This window comes from Arthrobacter sp. ISL-69, assembly GCF_018613775.1.
GTDB lineage: Bacteria > Actinomycetota > Actinomycetes > Actinomycetales > Micrococcaceae > Arthrobacter.
The window spans coordinates 47,192-67,234 of record NZ_JAGGPO010000009.1 but is presented as its reverse complement, the minus strand read 5'-3'; the positions used below and the strand labels follow the sequence as shown (position 1 = coordinate 67,234).

General features: G+C 66.1%; 22 protein-coding genes. 7 read left to right on the top strand and 15 right to left on the bottom strand.

The features are described from left to right. The first annotated feature begins 7 nt into the window (after positions 1-7). Both J7I79_RS05285 and J7I79_RS05280 read left to right on the top strand, forming a co-directional pair. Entirely contained in the window at positions 8-616 is a 609-nt protein-coding gene (locus J7I79_RS05285; protein WP_214951120.1) for a hypothetical protein, read from the top strand. Between the two features lie 138 nt (positions 617-754). Continuing rightward, entirely contained in the window at positions 755-961 is a 207-nt protein-coding gene (locus J7I79_RS05280) for a hypothetical protein (RefSeq protein ID WP_214951118.1), read from the top strand. Here J7I79_RS05280 and J7I79_RS05275 read toward each other — a convergent pair. The 4 genes from J7I79_RS05275 to J7I79_RS05260 form a co-directional block, all read right to left on the bottom strand. After that, positions 958-1,941, bottom strand: coding sequence for a CapA family protein (locus J7I79_RS05275; RefSeq protein ID WP_214951117.1), 984 nt, complete (start codon positions 1,939-1,941; stop codon positions 958-960). The genes J7I79_RS05280 and J7I79_RS05275 overlap by 4 nt on opposite strands. Positions 1,942-1,968: 27 nt before the next feature. Further along, entirely contained in the window at positions 1,969-3,219 is a 1,251-nt protein-coding gene (locus J7I79_RS05270) for an ABC transporter permease (RefSeq protein WP_214951115.1), read from the bottom strand. A gap of 2 nt (positions 3,220-3,221) precedes the next feature. Beyond that, a complete protein-coding gene (locus tag J7I79_RS05265; protein ID WP_214951113.1) occupies positions 3,222-4,169 on the bottom strand; it encodes an ABC transporter ATP-binding protein in 948 nt (315 codons plus the stop codon). A 216-nt stretch (positions 4,170-4,385) separates the two neighbouring features. Continuing rightward, a complete protein-coding gene (locus tag J7I79_RS05260) occupies positions 4,386-4,562 on the bottom strand; it encodes a CsbD family protein (RefSeq protein WP_104175021.1) in 177 nt (58 codons plus the stop codon). A gap of 238 nt (positions 4,563-4,800) precedes the next feature. Between J7I79_RS05260 and J7I79_RS05255 the strand changes: the two genes are divergently transcribed. Beyond that, positions 4,801-5,199 carry a hypothetical protein gene (locus tag J7I79_RS05255; RefSeq protein ID WP_214951111.1) on the top strand — a complete coding sequence of 133 codons (399 nt, stop codon included), beginning with the start codon at positions 4,801-4,803 and terminating at the stop codon, positions 5,197-5,199. Here the strand turns inward: J7I79_RS05255 and J7I79_RS05250 are convergent. The 8 genes from J7I79_RS05250 to J7I79_RS05220 all read right to left on the bottom strand — a co-directional run bounded on the left by J7I79_RS05250 (position 5,196) and on the right by J7I79_RS05220 (position 12,372). Continuing rightward, on the bottom strand, positions 5,196-6,317 hold the full coding sequence (locus J7I79_RS05250; RefSeq protein WP_214951109.1) for a Gfo/Idh/MocA family protein: 1,122 nt from the start codon (positions 6,315-6,317) through the stop codon (positions 5,196-5,198). The genes J7I79_RS05255 and J7I79_RS05250 overlap by 4 nt on opposite strands. Continuing rightward, the gene (locus J7I79_RS05245) at positions 6,314-7,102 is read right to left on the bottom strand and encodes a ThuA domain-containing protein (protein WP_214951107.1); all 789 of its coding nucleotides are present in this window, start codon (positions 7,100-7,102) and stop codon (positions 6,314-6,316) included. Before J7I79_RS05245 ends, J7I79_RS05250 begins: the two co-directional genes overlap by 4 nt. 72 nt (positions 7,103-7,174) lie before the next feature. Then, on the bottom strand, positions 7,175-8,035 hold the full coding sequence (locus tag J7I79_RS05240; protein ID WP_214951105.1) for a carbohydrate ABC transporter permease: 861 nt from the start codon (positions 8,033-8,035) through the stop codon (positions 7,175-7,177). A gap of 7 nt (positions 8,036-8,042) precedes the next feature. Continuing rightward, positions 8,043-9,074, bottom strand: coding sequence for a carbohydrate ABC transporter permease (locus tag J7I79_RS05235; RefSeq protein ID WP_214951103.1), 1,032 nt, complete (start codon positions 9,072-9,074; stop codon positions 8,043-8,045). Between the two features lie 9 nt (positions 9,075-9,083). Next, positions 9,084-10,319, bottom strand: a complete 1,236-nt coding sequence (locus tag J7I79_RS05230; protein ID WP_214951101.1) for an extracellular solute-binding protein — start codon at positions 10,317-10,319, stop codon at positions 9,084-9,086. A gap of 104 nt (positions 10,320-10,423) precedes the next feature. After that, the gene (locus J7I79_RS05225) at positions 10,424-11,215 is read right to left on the bottom strand and encodes a substrate-binding domain-containing protein (RefSeq protein WP_251042413.1); all 792 of its coding nucleotides are present in this window, start codon (positions 11,213-11,215) and stop codon (positions 10,424-10,426) included. Between the two features lie 141 nt (positions 11,216-11,356). After that, on the bottom strand, positions 11,357-11,446 hold the full coding sequence (locus tag J7I79_RS24735; protein ID WP_311380521.1) for a LacI family DNA-binding transcriptional regulator: 90 nt from the start codon (positions 11,444-11,446) through the stop codon (positions 11,357-11,359). A 182-nt stretch (positions 11,447-11,628) separates the two neighbouring features. Next, entirely contained in the window at positions 11,629-12,372 is a 744-nt protein-coding gene (locus tag J7I79_RS05220) for a GAF and ANTAR domain-containing protein (RefSeq protein ID WP_214951099.1), read from the bottom strand. A gap of 383 nt (positions 12,373-12,755) precedes the next feature. Here J7I79_RS05220 and J7I79_RS05215 point away from each other — a divergent pair, with 383 nt between their 5' ends. Beyond that, on the top strand, positions 12,756-14,081 hold the full coding sequence (locus J7I79_RS05215) for a phosphoribosyltransferase (protein ID WP_214951097.1): 1,326 nt from the start codon (positions 12,756-12,758) through the stop codon (positions 14,079-14,081). Between the two features lie 22 nt (positions 14,082-14,103). Here J7I79_RS05215 and J7I79_RS05210 read toward each other — a convergent pair whose 3' ends face one another. Then, positions 14,104-15,147 (bottom strand): glycosyltransferase family 4 protein, encoded by a 1,044-nt coding sequence (locus J7I79_RS05210; protein WP_214951095.1) that lies wholly within the window; start codon positions 15,145-15,147, stop codon positions 14,104-14,106. A 271-nt stretch (positions 15,148-15,418) separates the two neighbouring features. Between J7I79_RS05210 and J7I79_RS05205 the strand changes: the two genes are divergently transcribed. After that, positions 15,419-17,089 carry a GAF domain-containing sensor histidine kinase gene (locus J7I79_RS05205; protein WP_214951092.1) on the top strand — a complete coding sequence of 557 codons (1,671 nt, stop codon included), beginning with the start codon at positions 15,419-15,421 and terminating at the stop codon, positions 17,087-17,089. A 52-nt stretch (positions 17,090-17,141) separates the two neighbouring features. On the opposite strand, the gene J7I79_RS05200 is transcribed toward J7I79_RS05205, so the two are convergent. Then, a complete protein-coding gene (locus tag J7I79_RS05200) occupies positions 17,142-17,774 on the bottom strand; it encodes a response regulator transcription factor (RefSeq protein ID WP_214951154.1) in 633 nt (210 codons plus the stop codon). Beyond that, positions 17,755-18,462 carry a hypothetical protein gene (locus J7I79_RS05195; RefSeq protein WP_214951090.1) on the bottom strand — a complete coding sequence of 236 codons (708 nt, stop codon included), beginning with the start codon at positions 18,460-18,462 and terminating at the stop codon, positions 17,755-17,757. The genes J7I79_RS05200 and J7I79_RS05195 overlap by 20 nt, the downstream gene beginning before the upstream one ends. A gap of 201 nt (positions 18,463-18,663) precedes the next feature. On the opposite strand from J7I79_RS05195, the gene J7I79_RS05190 reads away from it, so the two are divergent. Together J7I79_RS05190 and J7I79_RS05185 are read left to right on the top strand one after the other, a co-directional pair. Continuing rightward, positions 18,664-18,981, top strand: coding sequence for a DUF3040 domain-containing protein (locus J7I79_RS05190; protein WP_214951087.1), 318 nt, complete (start codon positions 18,664-18,666; stop codon positions 18,979-18,981). 185 nt (positions 18,982-19,166) lie between these two features. Further along, positions 19,167-20,039, top strand: a complete 873-nt coding sequence (locus J7I79_RS05185) for an NAD(P)-dependent oxidoreductase (RefSeq protein ID WP_214951085.1) — start codon at positions 19,167-19,169, stop codon at positions 20,037-20,039. Positions 20,040-20,043: the final 4 nt, after the last annotated feature.

Here is a 20,043-nt window from a genome sequence, read left to right as displayed (position 1 = left end):
GGCACCCATGAGCGTTGAATCCACTGCACCGGCACCCGCCGGAAGCATTCGTTCCCGGATCGCGGCGCACCCCGTCGCTGCGTTCCTGTTGCTTGCCATCCCGCTGGCATGGCTTGCTCAGTGCCTCGCCATCCTGTTGCTGCAGGACGTCACTCCTGGGCTCCTGGTGGAACTGCTCGTCCTGCTTGGGGCCGCGGTCCACGTCACGGCGGCAACGGACGGCCGCCCCGGGGTTCGCCGCCTGTTCAGCGGCGTGGTCCGCTGGCGCGTGCCCCAGGCCTTCGCCGAGCGCGGGTTCCCGGCCACGCCTTGGGCGGACGTTGCGCTCTCGTGGGGAGTCCTCTTCGGCTTCGCCCTCGTGGCGCGCTACCTGCTGGGCCTGGCCTACATCTCAACAGGCGGAAGCATCCTGATTTTGGGCCTCCTGCACGGGTCGATGAATGCGTCCCAAAGCATGGACACAGTGGACTGGTGGCAGTTCATCCCGGCGGTGGTGGTGCTGACCGCGGCGGTCGCGGCCTACCTCGCCGTCAGGTCCCCGACCACCGGCCAGGGCAGCAGCGGACATGCCCTGCGCCGGCGGCGTATCCGGCCGGTCTGGCCCGCAAACCCTTAGCCGTCCAACGGCAGGGAGGAAACGAGGTGTGGAGGCTTCCGCGCGCTATGCTTCCGCCCACTGGCAGGTGCGGATAATCTGGAGGAGTCAGGATGCTGCCAGAACAGCACCCCAGTTCCTGGCTAAGAGAGGCCCCACATGTCAGAGAAGTTGCATCTCACTCCGGAAGACGAGTTTCCGGAGGATCTCTCCACGGTCGGGGACAAGGACCTCCAGGTCCTCGACAGCCAGGTCCAGCGCCAACTCGATTACGAGTATGTGGCCGAGGGCGAACCGAATCCCGAAACGGAATTCAGGCACTACGACCTCGATGAGGAATTCAGCGAGCGGGACAAACGGGACTAACTGCGCACCGGTATTTCCAGCACGTTCGTTTCGGCCGACCACTCACTCCGTGTTCCCAGCTTGGCGCACAGCCCCTGCATCCCTGTTGCGATCCGTTGCGCGCTCTTCCCGGCCAGGCGCGCCTGGAAACCGGTGATGACAGTCGGATTGAGGTGCAGCCGGACGGGCACGCCGCCGGCGGTTTCCACGCAGAAAATGAAGGACTGGTCGTTGCGCTCCCCGGCATCCACGGCATAGTCGTCAATGAAGTCACCGGCGCTGTAGATGATGGGCCGGCCGCGGTGGATCTCCATACCGCGGAAGATATGTGCTGAGTGCCCGAACACCACGTCCGCCCCGGCGTCGACCAGGGATTTGCCCAGGTGCCGGTGCCCGGGCGGCACATCGGCTCCCCAATTGCCACCCCAGTGCGCCGAAACCACCAGCAGGTCCGCGCGGGCCTTGGTGCGTCGGACCAACGCGAGCAGCTCCCGGACCCGGGTGTCGTCCCGGGCTTGTTCGTCCACAGGTACGTAGTAGACCCCGGGCTGCCGCGGCCCGGCTTCCCAGTCCGGCTGGTTGTCTGTGAAGGCAATGAACCCGACGGCGGTCTGGCCCACGCGCCTGATCGCGGGCCGGCGGGCGGTGGCCTGGTCCGTCCCGGCACCGGCATGCAGGATTCCGTTGCGGTCCAGCGCTGGCAGGGTCTCCCGCAAGGCGTCCGCCCCGTAGTCCAGCACGTGGTTGTTGGCGAGGGATACGACGCTGATGCCGGCCGCCGTCAGGACGGCCACGTTCCGGGCGTCCGAGCGGAAATGGAACACCTTTCCCGGCTGCGGCGTCCCGCCGTCGGCCAGGACGCATTCGAGGTTGGCGAACCTGATATCCGCCTGCGCCAGGACGGGAAGGGTGTCGCCCCAGGGGAAGGCAGGCGTGGCCGATGTGAGCCGCTGGTTCACCAGCCGGCCCAGCATCACGTCACCCAGCAATACCAAGCGCATTGCGCCTCCGGTCCTCCGAAAGTACGCCTACGGCTCCGCCGGGCCGGCCACAGCGTGCCGGGACCCCGCTTTGAGGGCGGTCCTGATGCGGACCTTTGAGGTGTAGGAGATCGAGCCGTACTGGAAGAGCCGCACGGCCACACGGAGCATCACTGCGGCCCCGACGTAGAGGATGGCGATCACCATCGCTGCCTCAAAGATGCCCAGTGAGCCGAAGGCGTTCCGCAGCAGCGCCGTGACCGGCGCGGAGAACGGAAAGTAGGTGAACACCTGCACGATGGGCGAGTGCGGCTCGGAGACCACCAGGCTGACTGAATAGAAGGGAATGAAGATCAGGGCGATCATGACGCCCATGAAATTACCGGCCTCCTTGGCTGTGGGCATCACGGCGCCAATGGCCACCAGGGTGGTGGTGAACAGGGCAAAGCCGCCCACGAGGATCAGGAAGCCAACGCCCATCCGGGCGGGGTCGAAGACCAGCTGGGACGCCTCGAACTCGGGGATGCTCAGGGCGTCACGGTAGAAGAGCGCGCCGATCAGGACCGGGGACGCGAAAACGGCCACCTGCACAACGCCCACCATGAACAGGGCCAGCACCTTGCCGGTGATGAGGGTGGTGGGCTTCAGCGTGGTCAGGATCATCTCGGTGACCCTGTTCTCCTTTTCCTCCAGCGTGGAATTCAGCATCTGTCCGGCGAGGAGCACCACAAGTCCGTAAAAGACCACCAGGAAGGCAAGCGGCGGAATCACGGAGTTCATGCCCCCGGCCACTTCGGAGCCCTGGTACGTGACGGTTTCCACCTGCACAGTCCCGGCCGCCAGGTTGGACAGCTGCGGTGAGCCGATCCTCATGGCCACGGCGCGGGCGAGCATGGCCTGGGCGACGGCGGCGTACTTGCCGTTCTCGAACACCCCCTTGTCCGCCCCAAACACCTTCACCGCTGTGGTCTCGGGATGTGCCGGAAACTCGTAGGAGGCCTCGACGGCACCGGACTGGACGTCGCGGATGCCGGCTTCGGACGAAGCCGCCGCAGTGGCGCCGAACGCGGCGGCGTCGGCGGGAGTGATCAGGCCGGAGGCATCCACGTAGGAGATGCTGAACTGGGCGTTCCGCTGGGCCTCGGCGGCGGTGCTGCTGCTGGTGTTGCTGAGGAAAATCAGCCCGAACACGATGGCCATGATGACGGGCACGGACAGTGTGCCGATCCAGAAGCGCGGCTTGGTGACAGTACGGACGAACTCGAACCTGATCACGGTGCCCAGATTGTGCTGCGCCACGGCTAGGCCCCCGCCCTCATGCCCACGCCGGCGGTGACTGGCGACGACGGGGTGTTCTGCTCGCCGTACACGCGGATGAAGATGTCCTCCAGCGAGATCTTGGTGGTGGTGAAACTGCGGATCACCACCCCGGCGTCTATGAGTTCCCGCAGGATGGCCGCTTCATCGGTGTTGTCCGAAATGGACAGTTCCGCATAGTTGGTTTCGTCCAGCGTCACCGCATAGTGGGGCGAGGCCGGAATGCGCCCTGAGTGCCGGATTCGGACAATCCTGCCGCCGTACCTGTTCTGGACCTCATCGATGGTGCCGTAGGCCTCGGACGTGCCGTCCTTCAGGAGGACGATGCGGTCACAGAGCCGCTCCACTTCCTCCATCTGGTGCGTCACCATCACCACCGTGGCGCCGTCGTGCTTCTGCTCGGCGATGATGTCCATCAGCAGCCGGCGGTTCACTGGATCGAAACCCTTGGTTGGTTCGTCCAGGATGAGGAGCTCGGGACGGTTCATGATAGTTACGCCGAGCTGGACCTTCTGCTGCTCGCCGCTGGAGAGCTTGTCCACCTGGGTGTCGGCCTTGCCGGACAGGTCCACGCGGTCCAGGTAGGCCAGGGACCACTGCCGCGCGGCGTGCCGGGCCATGCCCTTGAGCCGGCCGAAGTAGGTCATGACGTCCATGACCTTTTCCTTCTTGTAGAGCCCGCGTTCCTCCGGGAGGTAGCCCAGCCGGCTGCCGTGCTCCGGTTTGAAGGGCCGCCCGTTGACGTGCAGGATCCCTGCCGTGGGCTCGTAGAGGCCCAGGAGTGCGCGGATGGTGGTGGTCTTGCCTGAGCCGTTGCTGCCCAGGAATCCGAACGTCTCGCCGGCACGGACGTCGAAGGACAGGTCGCGGACCACGGTGGTGCCCGCGAAGTCCATCCGGAAGCCGCTGATGTGGACCACTGCCTCGTCCATGGCCGTCGCCGCCTGTGCCGATCATTGCCCGCCGGTGTCTGTTCCCCCGGGGCAGGCTGCCATGTGACCAGACTGGCTGCGGATGCTCGCCAACGGAAGGGGCGAAGGTCCCGGCCGTGTCCAGAAGCTGGAACGGAAACTCGAGCCGTTCCCTCCGGCGGGGCACAAAAATGGCCGGGCCGCGGAAGTCTCCGCGGCCCGGCCATCAGGTAACGACTACTTGTCGTTGATGGTGTCCTTGACGTCCTCGGCGGCGTGCTTCGCGTCGGCCGTGCCCTGATCAATCTTGCCTTCGGTCTCGAGCTTGCTGTTGTTGGTCAGCTTGCCGAATGCTTCCTTGGCCTCGCCGATTGCTTTCTCGGTCGCGTTCTTGATCTTGTCGCCCAAACCCATGTTTGTTTCCTCAATCAGTTGATCAGTCGCAGGCGGGCGGATGCCGACCGTTGCCCCTCCACCCTAGGTGCAACCGGCTGCGCTTTCTTCCATCCGACTTTTCAGGTCCTTGTAAGTCCTCAGCCCCGGTGCCGGATCGGGCCCGGAATGTCAGCCACACAGCCACTTCCGGCCGGACAGAATCCGGTTCCCCGGACACAGACCGCATCAGGCGCACGGGAACGGTACCATCAAGATCATGCCCGGAGTTCTCGACATTGCAGGCCCCATCCTGGAAGTGCTGACCTGGATTTGCCTGCCCGCCGGCCTGATACTTCTGGTGGCCGTGGGGACGATGAGGCGGTTCGAGGATCAGTGGACCCAATCGGAGGGCGTGGTCTACTCCGACGAGAGCGGCGTGGGTTTCCGCTGGTATGACCACCACTACCAGGTCCACAACGCGCCGATGTCTCCGCACGACATCCGGCACATGGCCCCGGGGGACGCCGTCACCATTCATTACGCGGTGAAGACCCCCACCAGTTGGCGGACCACCGCCCCGGAGGCCCGCGGAGAGGCAGCCGGTGTCCTTGGCTGGATCCTGACCGGCATCGGGGCGGCAGCCATGGTTGCCGGCTTCCTGCTGCCGATGTTCTAGGACACGGACAGGGCCGTCCAGGCAGAAGGCCAGGACTTGAGGACCTCCAGCGCGCCGGGATCGCGCTCTTCCAGGATGGCCTGCCGGTAGGACTCCTCCAGCAGGGCATCGACGGAAATCCTGGTGCCGGTGGAGGCGCTGAGCACGGCGGCCTCCACCATCGCCAGGCTCATGATGTTGCGGTGGACCTGTCCCATCGGGGTGCCCCCGGTGCGGAGCGCCGCCACGAAGTCCCGCAGGGAGCCGGCGATTTCCTGACCGGGATCCTGGCTGGCTGCCGGCCCTGCGGCTTCGGTGGATTCCACCGTGGGCTCGTTGTCTCCGTCCCACAGCACGGTGCCGTGTTCGCCGCTGATCCGCCATGAAGCATTCCACGACGTCTCCTGTCCGGGGCTGCACCAGCTGCCGGTGAAAACGAAGCGTTCGCCGCCGGTCATCTCGAAGATGGCGCTGGCCCCGGCATCTCCGCGGTACCAGCTCCACGATGGGTTGTACTCCTCGCAGAAGACGGAGACCGGGTCGGCGTCGAGCAGGAACCGGGCCATGTCGAACTGGTGGATGGCCATGTCCAGCAGGAGCGGGTGGTCCATGGCATCGCGGAAGCCGCCGAAGTGCGGGGCCTTGAAGAATTCGGCCGAAACGATCCCGACGCTGCCCAGCGAGGCGGCCAGGCGCTTCGCCTCGAAAAGCTGCCGGTTGTAGCGGCGGGACTGGCTGACCATGAACAGCTGGCCGGACACTTCGGCGGCGGCGGCAAGGGACAGGCCCTGCGCCACGGTGGAGGCAACCGGCTTTTCGCCCAGGACCGGCAGGCCGGCGGACAGCGCTTCTGTGGTCACCGGGTGGTGCGCGGCCGGGACGGTGACGTTGATGACGGCCCGCGCTCCGACGTCGGCCGCCAGCGCTGCGGTGCCGGTCCCGACCGGAAGGTCCGGGCGTCCGACGGCGGCGGCCGCCGCACGGGCGGCACCAAGGTCAAGGTCCACGATGCCGGCGAGTTCCACCAACGGTGACTCTTCCACGGTCCGAAGCCAGGCGCGGCCCATGCCGCCGGCGCCGACGACGACGACGCGCAGGGGACTTCCGTCGTCGGGAATGGTGGCGAACGGGGTGCTCACGCGGTGGCCCCCTGGTAGCTCTTGCCGTTGAAGAAATCGTTCGTCTCGTAGCGCAGCAGCTCGGGGTAGGCGCGCTCGGGGCGGTCGGTGACGGCCCACTCGACGGCGTTCGCGATGACGCGGCGGACGTCCTTGTGGTGGTACACCGGGTAGTCCTGGTCGCCCGGGCTGAAGAAGAAGATCTTGCCGTGGCCGCGGCGGAACGTGCAGCCGGAACGGAACACTTCGCCGCCGCTGAAGGAGCTGATGAACACGAGCTCTTCGGGGGTGGGGATGTCGAAGAACTCGCCGTACATTTCCTGCTGGTCGATCACGATGGGGTGCGGCACGCCCTTGGCGATGGGGTGCGTGGGGTCCACGGTCCAGACAAGTTCGCGGTCCTGCTCGGAACGCCAGCGCAGCGTACAGGACGTGCCCATGAGCTTGGTGAAGATCTTGGACCAGTGCCCGGAGTGGAGCACGATCAGGCCCATTCCGGCGAGGACGTGGCGGTGGACGCGTTCGACAATCTCGTCGTCCACGTCGCCGTGGGACATGTGTCCCCACCAGGTCAGGACGTCGGTGTTGGCCAGGACCTCCTCGGTGAGGCCGTGCTCGGGTTCGTCCAGCGTCGCGGTGCGGACGCTGGCCTTGGCGCCGAGGTTTTCCTCGATGCCGGCCTTGACGGCGCCGTGCATCCCGTCGGGGTAGAGACGGGCGACGAGCTCGTCGCGCTTTTCGTGCCGGTTCTCGCTCCAGACGGTGACGCGGACGGTGCCGTCCTGCGGGGTTGCTTGCGGGGTCATGGTTTCTCCTTGGAAAGTAGTGAAGGGTTCAAAGACTGAATTATTTGACGGCTCCGTTACTTGACGGCGCTGTCATTTGACGGCTCCGCCGGTTGTGCCCGCCGCGATGTACTTCTGGGCCGCCACCAGCAGGATGATGGCCGGAATGGAGGCCAGCACCGCCGTCGCCATAACCGAACTCCAGTCGTTCACGTAGGCGCCGATGTACTGGAAGATGCCCAGCGTCACCGGCCGGACGGCTTCGGTGGTGGTCAGGGTCAGGGCGAACAGGAAGTCGCTCCAGGCGAACAGGAAGGTGAACAGCCCGGCAGTGATCAGCGAGTTCCGGCTCAGCGGCAGCACGATGGACCAGAACGCGCGGATGTGGCCGGCGCCGTCCACCCTGGCCGCCTCGATCACCGAGGCTGGCATGCCGTTCATGAACGCCCGGATGATCAGGATCGCGAACGGAATGCCGTGCGCCGAGTCCGCCAGGATCAGGCCGGGGATGGAGTTGAGCAGGCCCAGGTCGTTGTAGGCGGTGTAGAGGGCGTTGGCCACCACGATGCCGGGGATCATCTGGCTGATCAGGATCGCGAAGAGCACGATGCCCGCGCCGCGGACCTTGAAGTAGGCCAGGGCGTACGCTGCCGGAGCGGCGATGGCCAGGCTCAGCGCCACGCTGCCCAGCGAAATGACCAGGCTGGTGCCCAGGTTGCCGCCCTGCTCGCTGATGGCGGTGGCGTAGCCGGTGAAGTCCGGATTCAGCGGCAGCCAGGAGGTTTCCAGGGTGGTGCCGTTGGGCTGCAGCGAGGCGTTGACCATCCAGTAGACCGGGAACAGCATGATGGCCAGGAAGAAGATGGCCAGCGCCGTGGACCCCCAGTTCTTGCGGTCCGGAGCGGGGCCGGAACTACGAGTGATGACCGGGCGGGAGGTGGTTGTCGTCGTCATGGTTTTCTCACTCATCTACGGCTCGCCGGCTGGCGCGGAGGTACAGGACCGCGAACACCAGCGAAATCATCACCAGGATGTTGCCCAGCGCGGCGCCCTCGCCGAACTTGAACTCCTGGAAGGAGAGCCCGTACGACTGCGTCGCGATGGTCTGGGTGGAGTTGGCGGGGCCGCCGTTGGTCAGGCCCAGGATGATGTCCAGGACCTTGAGCGTGTACACCACGCCGAGCACCAGGACCACGCTTACCACCGGCCGGAGCATGGGCCACGTGATGTGCCGGAATGCCTTCCAGCCCTTGGCGCCGTCCAGCGAGCCCGCCTCATACAGCTCGTCGGGGATTTCCTGCAGGCCGCCGTAGAGGATGGTCAGGTTGAACGGAATGCCGATCCAGATGTTCACGCCGACGACGGCGATCAGCGCCAGCGACGTGCTGGTCAGCCACGGCACCCCGGTGTCCACGATGTTCAGGTCGCCCAGGAACCGGTTCAGGGCACCACTGTCCTTGTCCAGGATCCAGCGCCACACGGCGCTCGAAACAATCAGCGGCAGCAGCCACGGCAGGAGAAGCAGGCTCCGGAGGATCCCGTTGAGCGGGAACTTCCGCTGGAAGAAGACGGCCAGCGCCAGCCCGATCACGAACTGGCCCAGGATGGACCCCACCGTGAACAATGCAGTGTTGAGCAGGGACGTGGAGAACAACGACGACGACAGGACCGTCGCGTAGTTGGCCAGCCCCACCCACGGGGCTTCGCCGGTGAAGAACGTGGCGGTGGTGTAGTCCTGGAAGCTCATGACGACGTTCTTGACCACGGGGTAGCCGAAGAACAGCGCCATGTAGACGACGGCGGGGACCAGGAACAGCCACTGGAAGAGGCGTTCGCGGCGCTGGCGGCTGCGTCGCCGGGGCGCCGGAGCACTTCCGCCCGGCTCGTCCCCGGATCCGGCCCGGCGGGAGCCCGGCCTGCGGGCTCCGGCCTTCCCCATGGCCGGCTTGCCGTTCGGGGGAGTGGCCTGCGACAAATCAGTTGTCAGTGACATGGCCGCTGCCTACTGTCCCTGCGCTTGCTTCAGGGCTTCCGACGGGGATGCCTTGCCGGTGAGCGCGGTCTGGATGGCAGTGTAGATCTTGGTGGCCTGCGCGGGCCATTCCTCGCCGAGCTGGCCGGTGCGGGCGCGGGCCGTCTTCACGAGTTCGGTGAAGGTGGCGAGTTTGGGGTTCTCCTCGGCGAATTTGGCGGCCAGGGTGGTCTTGGAAGGGATGGTGTTCCGGACCTTGGCCATGGCCAGCTGGTTTTCGTCGCTGTTGAGGCAGGAGACCACCTCTGCGGCCTTGGCCTGGCGGGCCTTGTTTCCGGTCTGGGGAACGGTCCAGACTTCGCCGCCGAGCGGGGCAACCACGGTCTGGCCGGCTTCCCGGACCGGGATCTTCACCACGCCGTACTGCAGCGAGGCCTGTTTGTCGAGGGAGGGGATCTGCCAGGGTCCGTTGATCATCATGGCGGCTTTGCCGGCCAAGAACTGGTCCTTGACGTCGGCCTGGGTCCAGTTCAGGGCGGAGGAGGACACGGACCCGTCCTTCACCAGGTCTGTCCAGAGCTGCAGGGCCTGCGCCGTTTCCTCGGTGTCGATGTTCTTCTCGTTGCCGCCGTTGGACCACATGACCGGCAGGAACTGCCAGGTGCCTTCATAGGTGGGGTTGGCGTTGAACGCCAGCCCGTACTGGTCGCCCGACGTCAGCTTCGCGGCCGCCGCTTCCAGCTCGTCCCATGTGGCGGGCGGGGTGACGCCGGCCTTCGCCAGGATGTCCTTGTTGTAGAACAGGGCGATGGTGTTGACAGTGGGGGCCAGCCCGTACACCTTGTCCTTGTAAGTGCCCGCGCTGAGGACGCCGGGGGCGAAGCCGGCGGTGCTGATGTCGAAGTCAGCCAAGGGAGCCAAGGCCCCGGTGGCCGCAATCTGCTGCAGGTCAGGGTTGTCCAGCATCAACACGTCGGGCAGCGTCTTGGATGAGGACTGCTGGAGGACCTTGGAGATCAGGGATTTGCCCGGGACCGTCTCGCGCTTGATGGTGACGCCGGCCTTGGTGCCGCAGGCAGTCAGGGCGTCGCCGATGAAGGTTTTGTCCGGTTCGTTGTTGTAGTAGTCCATGACGGAGATCTCCGATACCGGCTCCGTCGAGGAGGACGAAGCGGCGCTGCCGCAGCCTGAGAGCAGGATGGGCAGGCCCACGAGGGCGCTCATTGCCACGGCCAGGGGCCGGCTGTTCCGAAGTGCTGACTTCATTGTCTGTTTCCTTGTGTTGTTGGGTTTTACGAATTGTCGGAAAAGCAGATCATCGATGCGTATCGACGATGGTCAAATAAAAAGTTCGGGCAGGGAGGGCGTAGCTAGGTGCCGTGGGGTGGACGTAGCGTGCTGGAACGGTGCGTTATGACCGTGGGTACCAACTCCAGGGATTCGTGTGGTCCCTGGGAGTCGGCTTCGAGAAGCTGGCAGATGATTTTCACGGCCCGGCGGGAGACTTCCGCGGGGCGCAGGTCGATGGTGGAGAGCGGGATGGGCTGGAGTTCGGCCAGCGTGGGTGTGGCGCTTCCGATGATGGAGACGTTCACCCCAGGAGTGAGGCCCCGGGAGGCCAGGGCCCGGCGGAGGATGTCCTGGACGGTGCGGTCGGGCGCGATGAACGCCGGCACGCCCTGAGTCGCGGCCAGGGCCTTGTCCACGGAATCGGCAATAGTAGCCTGGTCCGGGCCGCCCGGCAGGTGCTGCACGGATACGCCCAGGGCCTCGGCAGCCGCGTCGGCGCCGCCCATGAACCGGTCCACATAATTCACATGGCGGTTCACCACGGCAGGTTGCCAGTCGATGATCGAGATGACGGAGTGTCCGGCGGCGGCAAGGTCCCGGACACAGTGCTCGCCGGCCATTTCGAAGTCCGCATCGATGCAGACGAGTCCGGACGGATCGCGGGGAATGCCGATCAGCAGCACCGGGACGTTGAGGGTCCGGGCCACCGGGAGCCGTTCGTCCTCGTCTTCCACCTGCATGAGGATCAGCCCGTCGCAGATCTGCTGGCCGACCACGCGGCGGAGCCCGGCGGCCCCTTCGTCCTCGGTGACCAGCAGGATGTCGTGGTCGTACTGCCGTGCGGTGGAGGCAATCACGGATACGAACTCCATGATCGAGGCCATCTCCAGCTCAGGGATGAAAGGGATGACCAGGCCGATAACGCGGGTCTTGCGGCTGGCTAGCGCCCGTGCCCCGGCGTTGGGCTGGTAGGTCAGCTGCTCAATGGCAGCCTCGACCTTTTTGCGGGTCTTTTACGAGATGGGCCGCTTGCCGCTCAGGACGTAGGAGACGGTGCTTTGGGCGACGCCGGCCGCTTCTGCAACGTCTTTGCTGGTTGGCACGCTTTCCCACCTCCTGTGCGTCCGGGCCTTCTGGCTGCCGGGCAATTTGGGTTTCGGTCTGGTTGATCCCGCTGTCGATACGCATCGTCGATGCGCATCGAGAAAAAGTATGGCACGCATCACACCCGGGGTGCAACGTTTATTTTGGCGTGGGTGGTCGGAGGGCGGCGGGCAGGGTCCGGTTACAGCTCGAAGTGCGTCCTGGCGGGCCCGTGGCCCAGGGAGTCGACGATGGCCGCGGCCACGCCGTGCAGCTTGACGTTCCGGGCGCTCGAGGCGGCCTTGAGCAGCTGGAAGGCCTCCTCCTGGCTGCACCGGTTCTGGGCCATGATGATGCCGATGGCAACGTCAATGGCGGTGCGGGACTCCAGTGTTGCCTTCAGGTTTGCCGCCGTCTCGCTGAAGTGGGCGAACCTTACGGCCAGCCGGAGGGCCAGGGACGTCTGGCTGACAAAGTCCTCGGCGAGCTCCAGGACCTTGCCCTCGAACCGGCCGGGCCGGTGCGAATAGAGGTTCAGCGCCGCCCGGGTGTCGCCGTCGAGCCGGAACGGCACGGCGAGGATGGACCGGACTCCGTGGCCCAGGACCGTGTCCGAGTACTTCGGCCAGCGGTCGTGGTCCGCAAGGTCCCTGATGTGGACAGTCTCCTGGTCGCGGGAGGCGGTCATGCACGGGCCGTCACCGTAGGCGTACTGGATTTCGTCCATGGCCTGCGCTTCCGGGCTGCTGCTGGCCACCGTCGCAGCCTTCTTGTGCCGGAGCAGCGTGATGCCGCACAGGACGGCGTCCCCTGGTTCGGACAGGCTGCGCGCGGACACGCGTGCGAGTTCGTGGAGGAATTCCTCTACATCTGAGCTGTTCAACACCATTTCGTGCAGGTGCTGGCTGATGGACGTTCCGTTGTTTCCGGTCGACTCGCTGGCCACGATGTTCTTGCTGCCGTTTCGTTCAGGTCAAAACGAACCGGCAGCGCGGCCATCCACCCCGAAATTTGACTAGCGGGGAAGCACGCAGAGAAGCCGGATCGTAGAACTATCCAACGGCTCTCTGCTAAACCGTACCGGGAAAGTATATACATCCCTTGCCGGACTCCGGTCGCGTGTGACAACGGGCACCGGGGGCCCGGCGGGCGGCTGCAGTGATGCCCGCTGTGTCCTCTGAATCCGGGCCGAAAGGCCCTTCGCTCCCGGCTCCCGCCTGCCGGATAGTGGGAGAAGGGCGGTCGCCGAAGCCCCTCCCCGCATCCCTGCCTACCGATGGTTTGCCCGGACGCCGACAGCGGCCAATGTCACACTGCGAACGGCTGGCGATGAGTATTTTCGGGGACAGGGTTGAAGCGGGGCGGCGGCTTGGCCAACGCCTCGAATACCTTCGCGGCCAGAACATCGTGATCCTCGGACTGCCCCGCGGCGGTGTTCCCGTCGCCTTCGAAGTCGCCGCGGCCCTGGACGCGCCCCTGGACGTCATTGTGGTGCGGAAGCTGGGTGTGCCGTTCCAGCCTGAGCTGGCGATGGGAGCCATCGGTGAAGGCGGCGCACGCGTGCTGGACAAGCACATCATCTCGCGCGTCCGTGTTGCAGAGGCCGAGCTCAGAGCGGTTGAGGAACGGGAGCGCGCGGTGCTCGAGACGCGGGTGGAACGGTTCAGGAAGGGACGGACCCGCATTGACCTGAGGGGCCGCACCGCCGTGATTGTCGACGACGGCATCGCCACCGGTTCCACGGCCCGCGTGGCGTGCCTGATTGCCCGGCAGCAGGGCGCTGCCAAGGTGCTGCTCGCAGTTCCGGTGGCACCGGCAGACACGCTCTCGGATCTCCGCGAAGCCGACGAAATCGTATGCCTCTTAACGCCCCGCCACTTCACCGCCGTCGGCTATCACTACCGCGACTTTTCTCCCACGGGCGACGACGAAGTGGTGCTTCTGCTCGACGCCGCAGCCAAGCGGCTGCACAGCGCCCAAGCCGCCGCCAACGGGATCGGCGTCGATGAGGACGTACAGATTGAGGTGGGCGCAGTTCAGCTCCAGGGGCACCTCTACCTCCCGGTGACGGGGGCGGCCGTGGTGGTTTTCGCGCACGGAAGCGGCAGCGGCAGGCACAGCCCCCGCAACCGTTTTGTGGCCTCGATCCTTCAGCGGGCGGGGCTGGGGACACTGCTCCTTGACCTGCTCACCCCCGCCGAGGAACTCAACCGTGCCAATGTGTTCGACATTGAACTGCTGGCGGGCCGGCTGGCGGGGGCAACGGAATGGCTCGCCGGCCGGCCCGACACTGCCGGAAGCCGCGTGGGGTACTTCGGTGCAAGCACGGGCGCCGGCGCCGCGTTGTGGGCGGCGGCGGAGCCCGGAGCGCGAGTGGGGGCCGTGGTTTCGCGCGGGGGCCGTCCGGACCTCGCCGGCAAGAGGCTCTCCGCCGTCCACGCGCCCACCCTCCTGATAGTGGGCGGTGCCGACCGCGAGGTGCTGGAGCTCAACCATTGGGCCCAGGCCCTGATGCGGTGTCCCAACCAGCTGTCGGTGGTTCCGGGAGCCACCCACCTGTTCGAGGAGCCCGGGACGCTGTCCGAGGCTGCGGCACTGGCCAGGGACTGGTTCGTCCGCTATCTCGTGCCGGGCGGAATTGAAGGGCCGGGATAACGGCCGCGGGTGCGCCCGGAGCCTAGCCGCCGTGCTGCGGCAGCCTGCCCTGCAACACTTCGCGGTACAGCGAGACATGGTCGGCCACCATGCGCCCGATGCTGAAACGCGTCTCGGCCGACTGCCTGCAGGCTCGCCGCTCCAGGGCCGACGCCAGGACGAGTGCTTCGGCAAGTTCCCGGATGGTGCCGCGGAGGTAGCCGGTGACGCCGTCGTCCACGATTTCAGGGGCCGCACCGGAACCCGTACCCACCACGGGAGTGCCGGTTGCCAGTGCTTCGATCATCACCAGTCCGAAGGGTTCCGGCCACTGGATCGGATTGAGGAGCGCCGCTGCGCCGCCCATCAGCTGGTACTTTTCCGCCGCGGTAAGTTCACCGAGGAATTCCACGTCCGGCCCCAGAAGCGGGGCAACCTGGCTGTCGAAGTAGTCAACTTCCTCCTCGCCTTGGATGCGGGCGGACATCAGCAGCCTGAATCCCGCCTCCCGGGCGACCAGGATGGCCTCCCTCGGGCCCTTGTCCCGACTCATCCGCCCGAGGAACGCCGCGTAGCCGCCGCTTCCGTCGCCCACCGGAACGGCGTCCACGTCGATGCCGTGGTGGATCACCCGGGCGACGCTGATGCCTTTGGCATCGGCGGCCTGCCGATGCGAGATCGCCACCATGGACACATCGGGCCCCATCAGCCGGTAGAGATCCCCAAGGTGCGAACTGAACGGCCCGTGGTTGGTGGTGACCACGGGCAGGGCGGCCGGGCGGTAGCGGAAAAAGGGGCCAGCCACGGTGTGGTCGTGCACCAGGTCCACATCAGTCAAAGCGGCATAGGCGCGGGCCACATGGTAGAGCTCGGCACCGGCGAACCAGGTGGCGGACGTGCCGAAACTCGGCTTCGGCATGTCCGGCACGAGAGGAACGGGGCACGTGCTTCCCGCCGGGGCGGCCAGCAGCACGTCGTGACCGGCCGCAACCAGCCCGCGGGCCAGCCCGTCCACCACCACCTCGGTGCCGCCATAACGTGGTGGGGGCACCACCAACCATGGCGGGGCGATCAGTCCGATGCGCACGTCGGATCACCTCCTCACATCCGGGGGGGCCACGATATTCCGCTGTTTTAGAATCCCACCCGTGCTTGCGGGTTCCCAGTGCCTTTAGTCCCGCCTGGTCTCCCTTGAGCGGCCTTGTCCGGCTTGGTACTGTGTTGTCATCAGTCTGGGGTTGATTTATTGGAACTCGGTGAAGAAGTCCGCCGTGTGAGTCTCGTTGCCTTGGGGAGTCGCATGAGCCCGGACCGTCCGTTTTTCAACCCGCACCTATCCGCCTGCGTTCGATGGCGCCATGTGGCGTGAACCCATCCGGCGGCGAACCGAGGACCTGCTCCGCGACTTCGTGGCCCGGGCGGACGAGCTGGTGCGTGCCCAGGACCAGATGCAGGGCCTGCTGGGCGCCGTTGTTTCGCTCACCGAAGACCTCAGCCTCGAAGCCGTCCTGGACCGCGTGGTGCAGTCCGCGTGCGAACTGGTGGGAGGGCGCTATGGCGCCCTTGGCGTGCTCGACGACGACCATCAACTGGGACACTTCATCACGGTGGGAATCGACGACGACGGCATCCGGCTGATCGGCGAGCTCCCCACCGGACGCGGCGTCCTCGGGCACCTGATCAACCAGCCCGAAGCCCTGCGACTGGACGACCTGGGGGCGCACCAGATGGCCAGCGGCTTTCCGCCCAACCATCCGGATATGAAAACTTTCCTCGGCGTGCCGGTCCGTGTTCGGGGCGCGGTGTTCGGGAACCTTTACCTGACAGAGAAGCTCGACGGCGGGCCGTTCACCGCAGAGGACCAGGAGCTGGCCTCGGCGCTGGCGTCGGCCGCGGGAGTAGCCATCGAGAATGCGCGGCTGTACGAGGATACGCGGAGGCGCCAACGGTGGCTTGAAGCCGGGCTCGAGGTCAGCGACCAGCTGAGTTCGGCGCTGTTTCCCGGTGAAACGGACAACCTGGACCTCGTGGCTGAGCGGGCATTGACCGTTTCGGATTCGATCCTGGCCGTGGTGGCCTATCCCGATGCCGACGGCACCCAGCGCTGCCGGACCATGGTGGGCGTCCAGTCCCTCCCTGCCGGCCAGGAGCTGCCGGCGTCGAAGATCGTCGCCGAGGTCATTGACACCGGATTGTCGGCGCTGGTCCGGGATCCCAGCGATGTGTTCGGGCCCGGAACTGACGGGAAACTGGGTCCGCTGCTGGTGGCGGCACTGGGGCGCAAGAGCAGTGAATGCGGCCTCCTGATCCTCGCCCGGCCCGCAGGAGCGGCCCTCTACCTCCAAGCCGACATCCAGTCGAGCGCCGTCTTCGGTTCCCGGGTGGGGCTGGCCCTGGGGCTGGTCCGGGCGAGGGAGCGCAGGGAAGAGCAGCTGCTGTCCACCGACCGGGACAGGATCGCCCGGGACCTGCACGACCTTGTGATCCAGCGGCTGTTCGGGGCGGGGCTGAGCATGCAGAGCCTACGGCGGTACATCCCGGACCCTGTGGCCCAGGACCGCATCTCGGCGGTTACTGCGGAGCTGGACAGCACCATCCACGAACTCAGGGACACCATCTACTCGATGCGGACCGGCCATGGCCAGAAGGAGCCGCTCACCGGCCTCATTATGCGGACCATCCACGAGGGGATCCGGAACTCTGAATTTTCACCCAAGGTCCAGCTGACGGGACCGGTGGACGAAGCGGTGCCCGACGCCGTCGTCGAACAGCTGCTGCCGGTGCTGTCCGAGGGCTTGAGCAACGCGGTAAGGCACTCGGGTGCTGACGAAATCGACATCACCCTGACTGCCGGGACAGACGGTGTGGAGCTCAGGATTGCGGACAACGGCTGCGGGTTCGAAAACCCCCTGCGCGTCAGCGGAATTGCCAACATGAAGCACCGGGCCGTGGCCTTGGGCGGGGAATGCTCCATCAAGAGCAGCCCGGGGCGCGGCACCCGCCTGACCTGGAGCGCCCCCTCCAGATGACCGGGACTACCCCCTCCTGGTGACCCGGGACAATGCGGGCGGCGACTGGAACCTAGCTGCGCAGCTCGAAGCCCAGCTTCACCAGGATCCCGGCTACCTGCATCTTCACTGCGGCCCGGGCAAAGCGTGTTTCCTCGCTTATCTCGCGGTTAGTCAGCCCCTGCCCCATCAGGGCTAGGACCTCAAGCTCGTGCGAGCTCAGGCCGCTGCGGTCCGCCTGGACCTTGTACAAGCCCTCCATTACTCTGCGTTTGGCCCCTGGCGCCAGCAACGATTCGCCGGTGGCCACCCTACGGATTCCCTCGATGAGGGCGGTTCCGGGCAGTTGCCGGAGCACATAGCCGGCCGCCCCGGCCAATACCGCACTGCCCAGGGCATGGTCGTCATCGTAACTGCTGAGCAGCAGGCACCGGAGCGACGCGTTGTCGGAGAGGATCTCCCGGCACACCTCGATGCCGGTGCCCTCCGGCAAGTGCGCCCCGATCACCACCAGATCCGGGTTCAGCCCGGGGATCCTTTGGCTCGCCTCGGCGGCAGAACCGCTCTCGCCCACCACCACGAAGTGCGCCTCTTCCAGCAGCTCCCGGAGCCCCAGCCGGACGAGGGCATGGCTGTCGAGGATGTATACCCGCGTCCCCCCAACAACGTTGTCCCCGTGTGCTGGGTCAGTGGCCACGGTGAGCATCACCCGGTCCTGGTTCATCGGAGCGGTAACCGCCCTGCCCGTGTGCCGGTTGCCGGCGGCTCTGGAAGGCGTAATACAACAGGTACACGCCAGCCGCCAGCGGGACCAGGGCAGTGAGGTAGTCCATGGCGCCGAGGGTCACCGTGGACTGAACGGCGAACGACAGCCCCACGGCGGCAAGCACCGCAGCCGGGATCAAGGGCCATTTCATCCGTTCCGGAATGAGGGCCAGGGCGCCGAAGGTGGCGGCGAGGCCCAGGAACAGCACTGCCGCCACCGGTGTTCCGTCGAGTCCGGGCGGCAATGCCACCACCAGGGCCAGGGTGAGCAACACGCCGCAGGGAATCAGCGCCCACCAGTTGGCCTGCTCACGGAAGTACACAGCCGCGAAGCCGGCGGCGATAAAGAGGAAGAACAACGAGCCCGGCCAGTCGCCCGCTTGTCCGGGCCACAGCCCGGTGCTGGCGATGACTGCGGCCAGCCCCAAGAGGACAAACCCCGGAATGGCCGCCCACCAGTTGGCGCGGCTCCTGGAAAATACCGCTAGGAAGGCGGCGCCGGCCGTGCCAAAGGCAAACGGCCACACCAGCGCTCCGGAGTCCAGCACTCCCAGCGAGCCCAGCAGCAGCAGGGCGCCCGCCAGTAGCAGGACTGCGCCTGCAATGATGCTCGCAGTTGCTGCTTTCATGACGATGCCCCCGGGACGTGTCACGCGGTGCTCACCGCGCTCATGAATTCAGGTTAGGGCTTGGACACCAAGCGGGATTAGGGCACAAAGTCACTGAACACCGGATGGCTGAAGCCACCGGCTTTCGTCCATGTCTTTTGGCTCTATTGACATAACGCCAGACTGGACGATCCTTAATATCAATCCAGTTCGGAGGTAACGATGCCGCTTTCTGAACATGAAAGGGACATCCTCAGGCAGATCGAACAGTCGCTTCTCGAGGATGATCCGCGATTCGCCGCGCGTATGGAAGGCCGGCCCCGTTTACTGATGCGCCGTGTAGTGCTCGGGGCGTTGTGCGTGGTCTTCGGATTCCTCATGGTGATCGCAGGTGCCGTCCTGCAGCTGCTGTATCTAGGCGTCTCCGGCTTCGCGGTGATGGTGGCCGGTGGCTACTACGCCTCCCTGGGCATCGGTCCGAGCAGGCTGCCGTTCGGACGCCCGAGCCTCGGCCTGCCAGGCCAGTCGCAGCATATCTAAGGACCCCATACGCCTGCTTCGTCCGAGCCGGGTGCTCCGAGAGGCAGGACCGCTTCTTCCTAGGACTCAGAGGGCCAGCCAAAAGGGCTGCGCGCGTGCCGCAGCGCCCCTAGGGTGGAATGACGACGGCGGTGCCGGAAGACCACAGGTGCACTGCTGCCGCCAACAACCCAGAGGAGTTCCTGATGAGAGTTGCTGTTACCGGAGGAAGCGGGAAGCTGGGCAGAAGCGTGGTCCGCAGGCTCGCCGCGGACGGGCACAACGTCCTGAACCTGGACCGCTCGGGCGCGAGGGGCCGCGGCTTCACCCAAGTGGACCTGCGAGACTACGGCCAGGTGCTGGACGTCATCCTTGGCCTCGATGACCGCCACCAGGGCTTCGACGCGGTGGTGCACCTGGGTGCCATTCCGGCGCCCGGCCTGGCACCGGACGCGGCCACCTTCGAGAACAACATGCTGGCCACCTACAACGTCTTCCAGGCCGCGCGCCGTGCCGGGATCAAAAGGATTGTCTACGCCTCCAGCGAGACGGTGCTGGGACTGCCGTTCGATGTCGAGCCGCCCTACATCCCGGTGGACGAGGAATATCCGGCCCGGCCGGAGAGCACCTACTCGCTGGTCAAGCACCTGGAGGAGCAGATGGCCATCCAGCTGACCCGCTGGGACCCGGAACTGAGCATTGTGGGACTGCGGTTCTCCAATGTCATGGACCCTGAGGACTACGAGGACTTTCCGGCCTTTGACTCCGACGCCACGCTGCGGAAGTGGAACCTGTGGGGCTACATCGACGGCCGCGACGGCGCCCAGGCAGTGGCCCGGGCGCTGGAGAACGGCAAACCCGGGTTCGAGGCGTTCATCATTGCCAACGAGGACACGGTCATGAGCCGGTCCAGTGCCAGCCTGGCCGCGGAGGTCTTTCCCGGCGTCAAGGTCACCAGGGAACTCGGCGAACACGAGACCATGCTGTCCATCGACAAGGCCAAGCGTCTCCTGGGCTACGCCCCCGAGCACAGCTGGCGCAGCTACCACCCGAACCGCACCACCCCCACCGAGGACTGAGGAG

Bases quoted from the DNA above. Each gene is read 5' to 3' on its own strand.
- J7I79_RS05285 (WP_214951120.1), top strand. From the start codon at position 8: ATGAGCGTTGAATCCACTGCACCGGCACCCGCCGGAAGCATTCGTTCC.
- J7I79_RS05280 (WP_214951118.1), top strand. From the start codon at position 755: ATGTCAGAGAAGTTGCATCTCACTCCGGAAGACGAGTTTCCGGAGGAT.
- J7I79_RS05275 (WP_214951117.1), bottom strand. From the start codon at position 1,941: ATGCGCTTGGTATTGCTGGGTGACGTGATGCTGGGCCGGCTGGTGAAC.
- J7I79_RS05265 (WP_214951113.1), bottom strand. From the start codon at position 4,169: ATGGACGAGGCAGTGGTCCACATCAGCGGCTTCCGGATGGACTTCGCG.
- J7I79_RS05260 (WP_104175021.1), bottom strand. From the start codon at position 4,562: ATGGGTTTGGGCGACAAGATCAAGAACGCGACCGAGAAAGCAATCGGC.
- J7I79_RS05255 (WP_214951111.1), top strand. From the start codon at position 4,801: ATGCCCGGAGTTCTCGACATTGCAGGCCCCATCCTGGAAGTGCTGACC.
- J7I79_RS05245 (WP_214951107.1), bottom strand. From the start codon at position 7,102: ATGACCCCGCAAGCAACCCCGCAGGACGGCACCGTCCGCGTCACCGTC.
- J7I79_RS05240 (WP_214951105.1), bottom strand. From the start codon at position 8,035: ATGACGACGACAACCACCTCCCGCCCGGTCATCACTCGTAGTTCCGGC.
- J7I79_RS05235 (WP_214951103.1), bottom strand. From the start codon at position 9,074: ATGTCACTGACAACTGATTTGTCGCAGGCCACTCCCCCGAACGGCAAG.
- J7I79_RS05230 (WP_214951101.1), bottom strand. From the start codon at position 10,319: ATGAAGTCAGCACTTCGGAACAGCCGGCCCCTGGCCGTGGCAATGAGC.
- J7I79_RS05225 (WP_251042413.1), bottom strand. From the start codon at position 11,215: ATGGAGTTCGTATCCGTGATTGCCTCCACCGCACGGCAGTACGACCAC.
- J7I79_RS05215 (WP_214951097.1), top strand. From the start codon at position 12,756: ATGAGTATTTTCGGGGACAGGGTTGAAGCGGGGCGGCGGCTTGGCCAA.
- J7I79_RS05205 (WP_214951092.1), top strand. From the start codon at position 15,419: ATGTGGCGTGAACCCATCCGGCGGCGAACCGAGGACCTGCTCCGCGAC.
- J7I79_RS05200 (WP_214951154.1), bottom strand. From the start codon at position 17,774: ATGCTCACCGTGGCCACTGACCCAGCACACGGGGACAACGTTGTTGGG.
- J7I79_RS05195 (WP_214951090.1), bottom strand. From the start codon at position 18,462: ATGAAAGCAGCAACTGCGAGCATCATTGCAGGCGCAGTCCTGCTACTG.
- J7I79_RS05190 (WP_214951087.1), top strand. From the start codon at position 18,664: ATGCCGCTTTCTGAACATGAAAGGGACATCCTCAGGCAGATCGAACAG.
- J7I79_RS05185 (WP_214951085.1), top strand. From the start codon at position 19,167: ATGAGAGTTGCTGTTACCGGAGGAAGCGGGAAGCTGGGCAGAAGCGTG.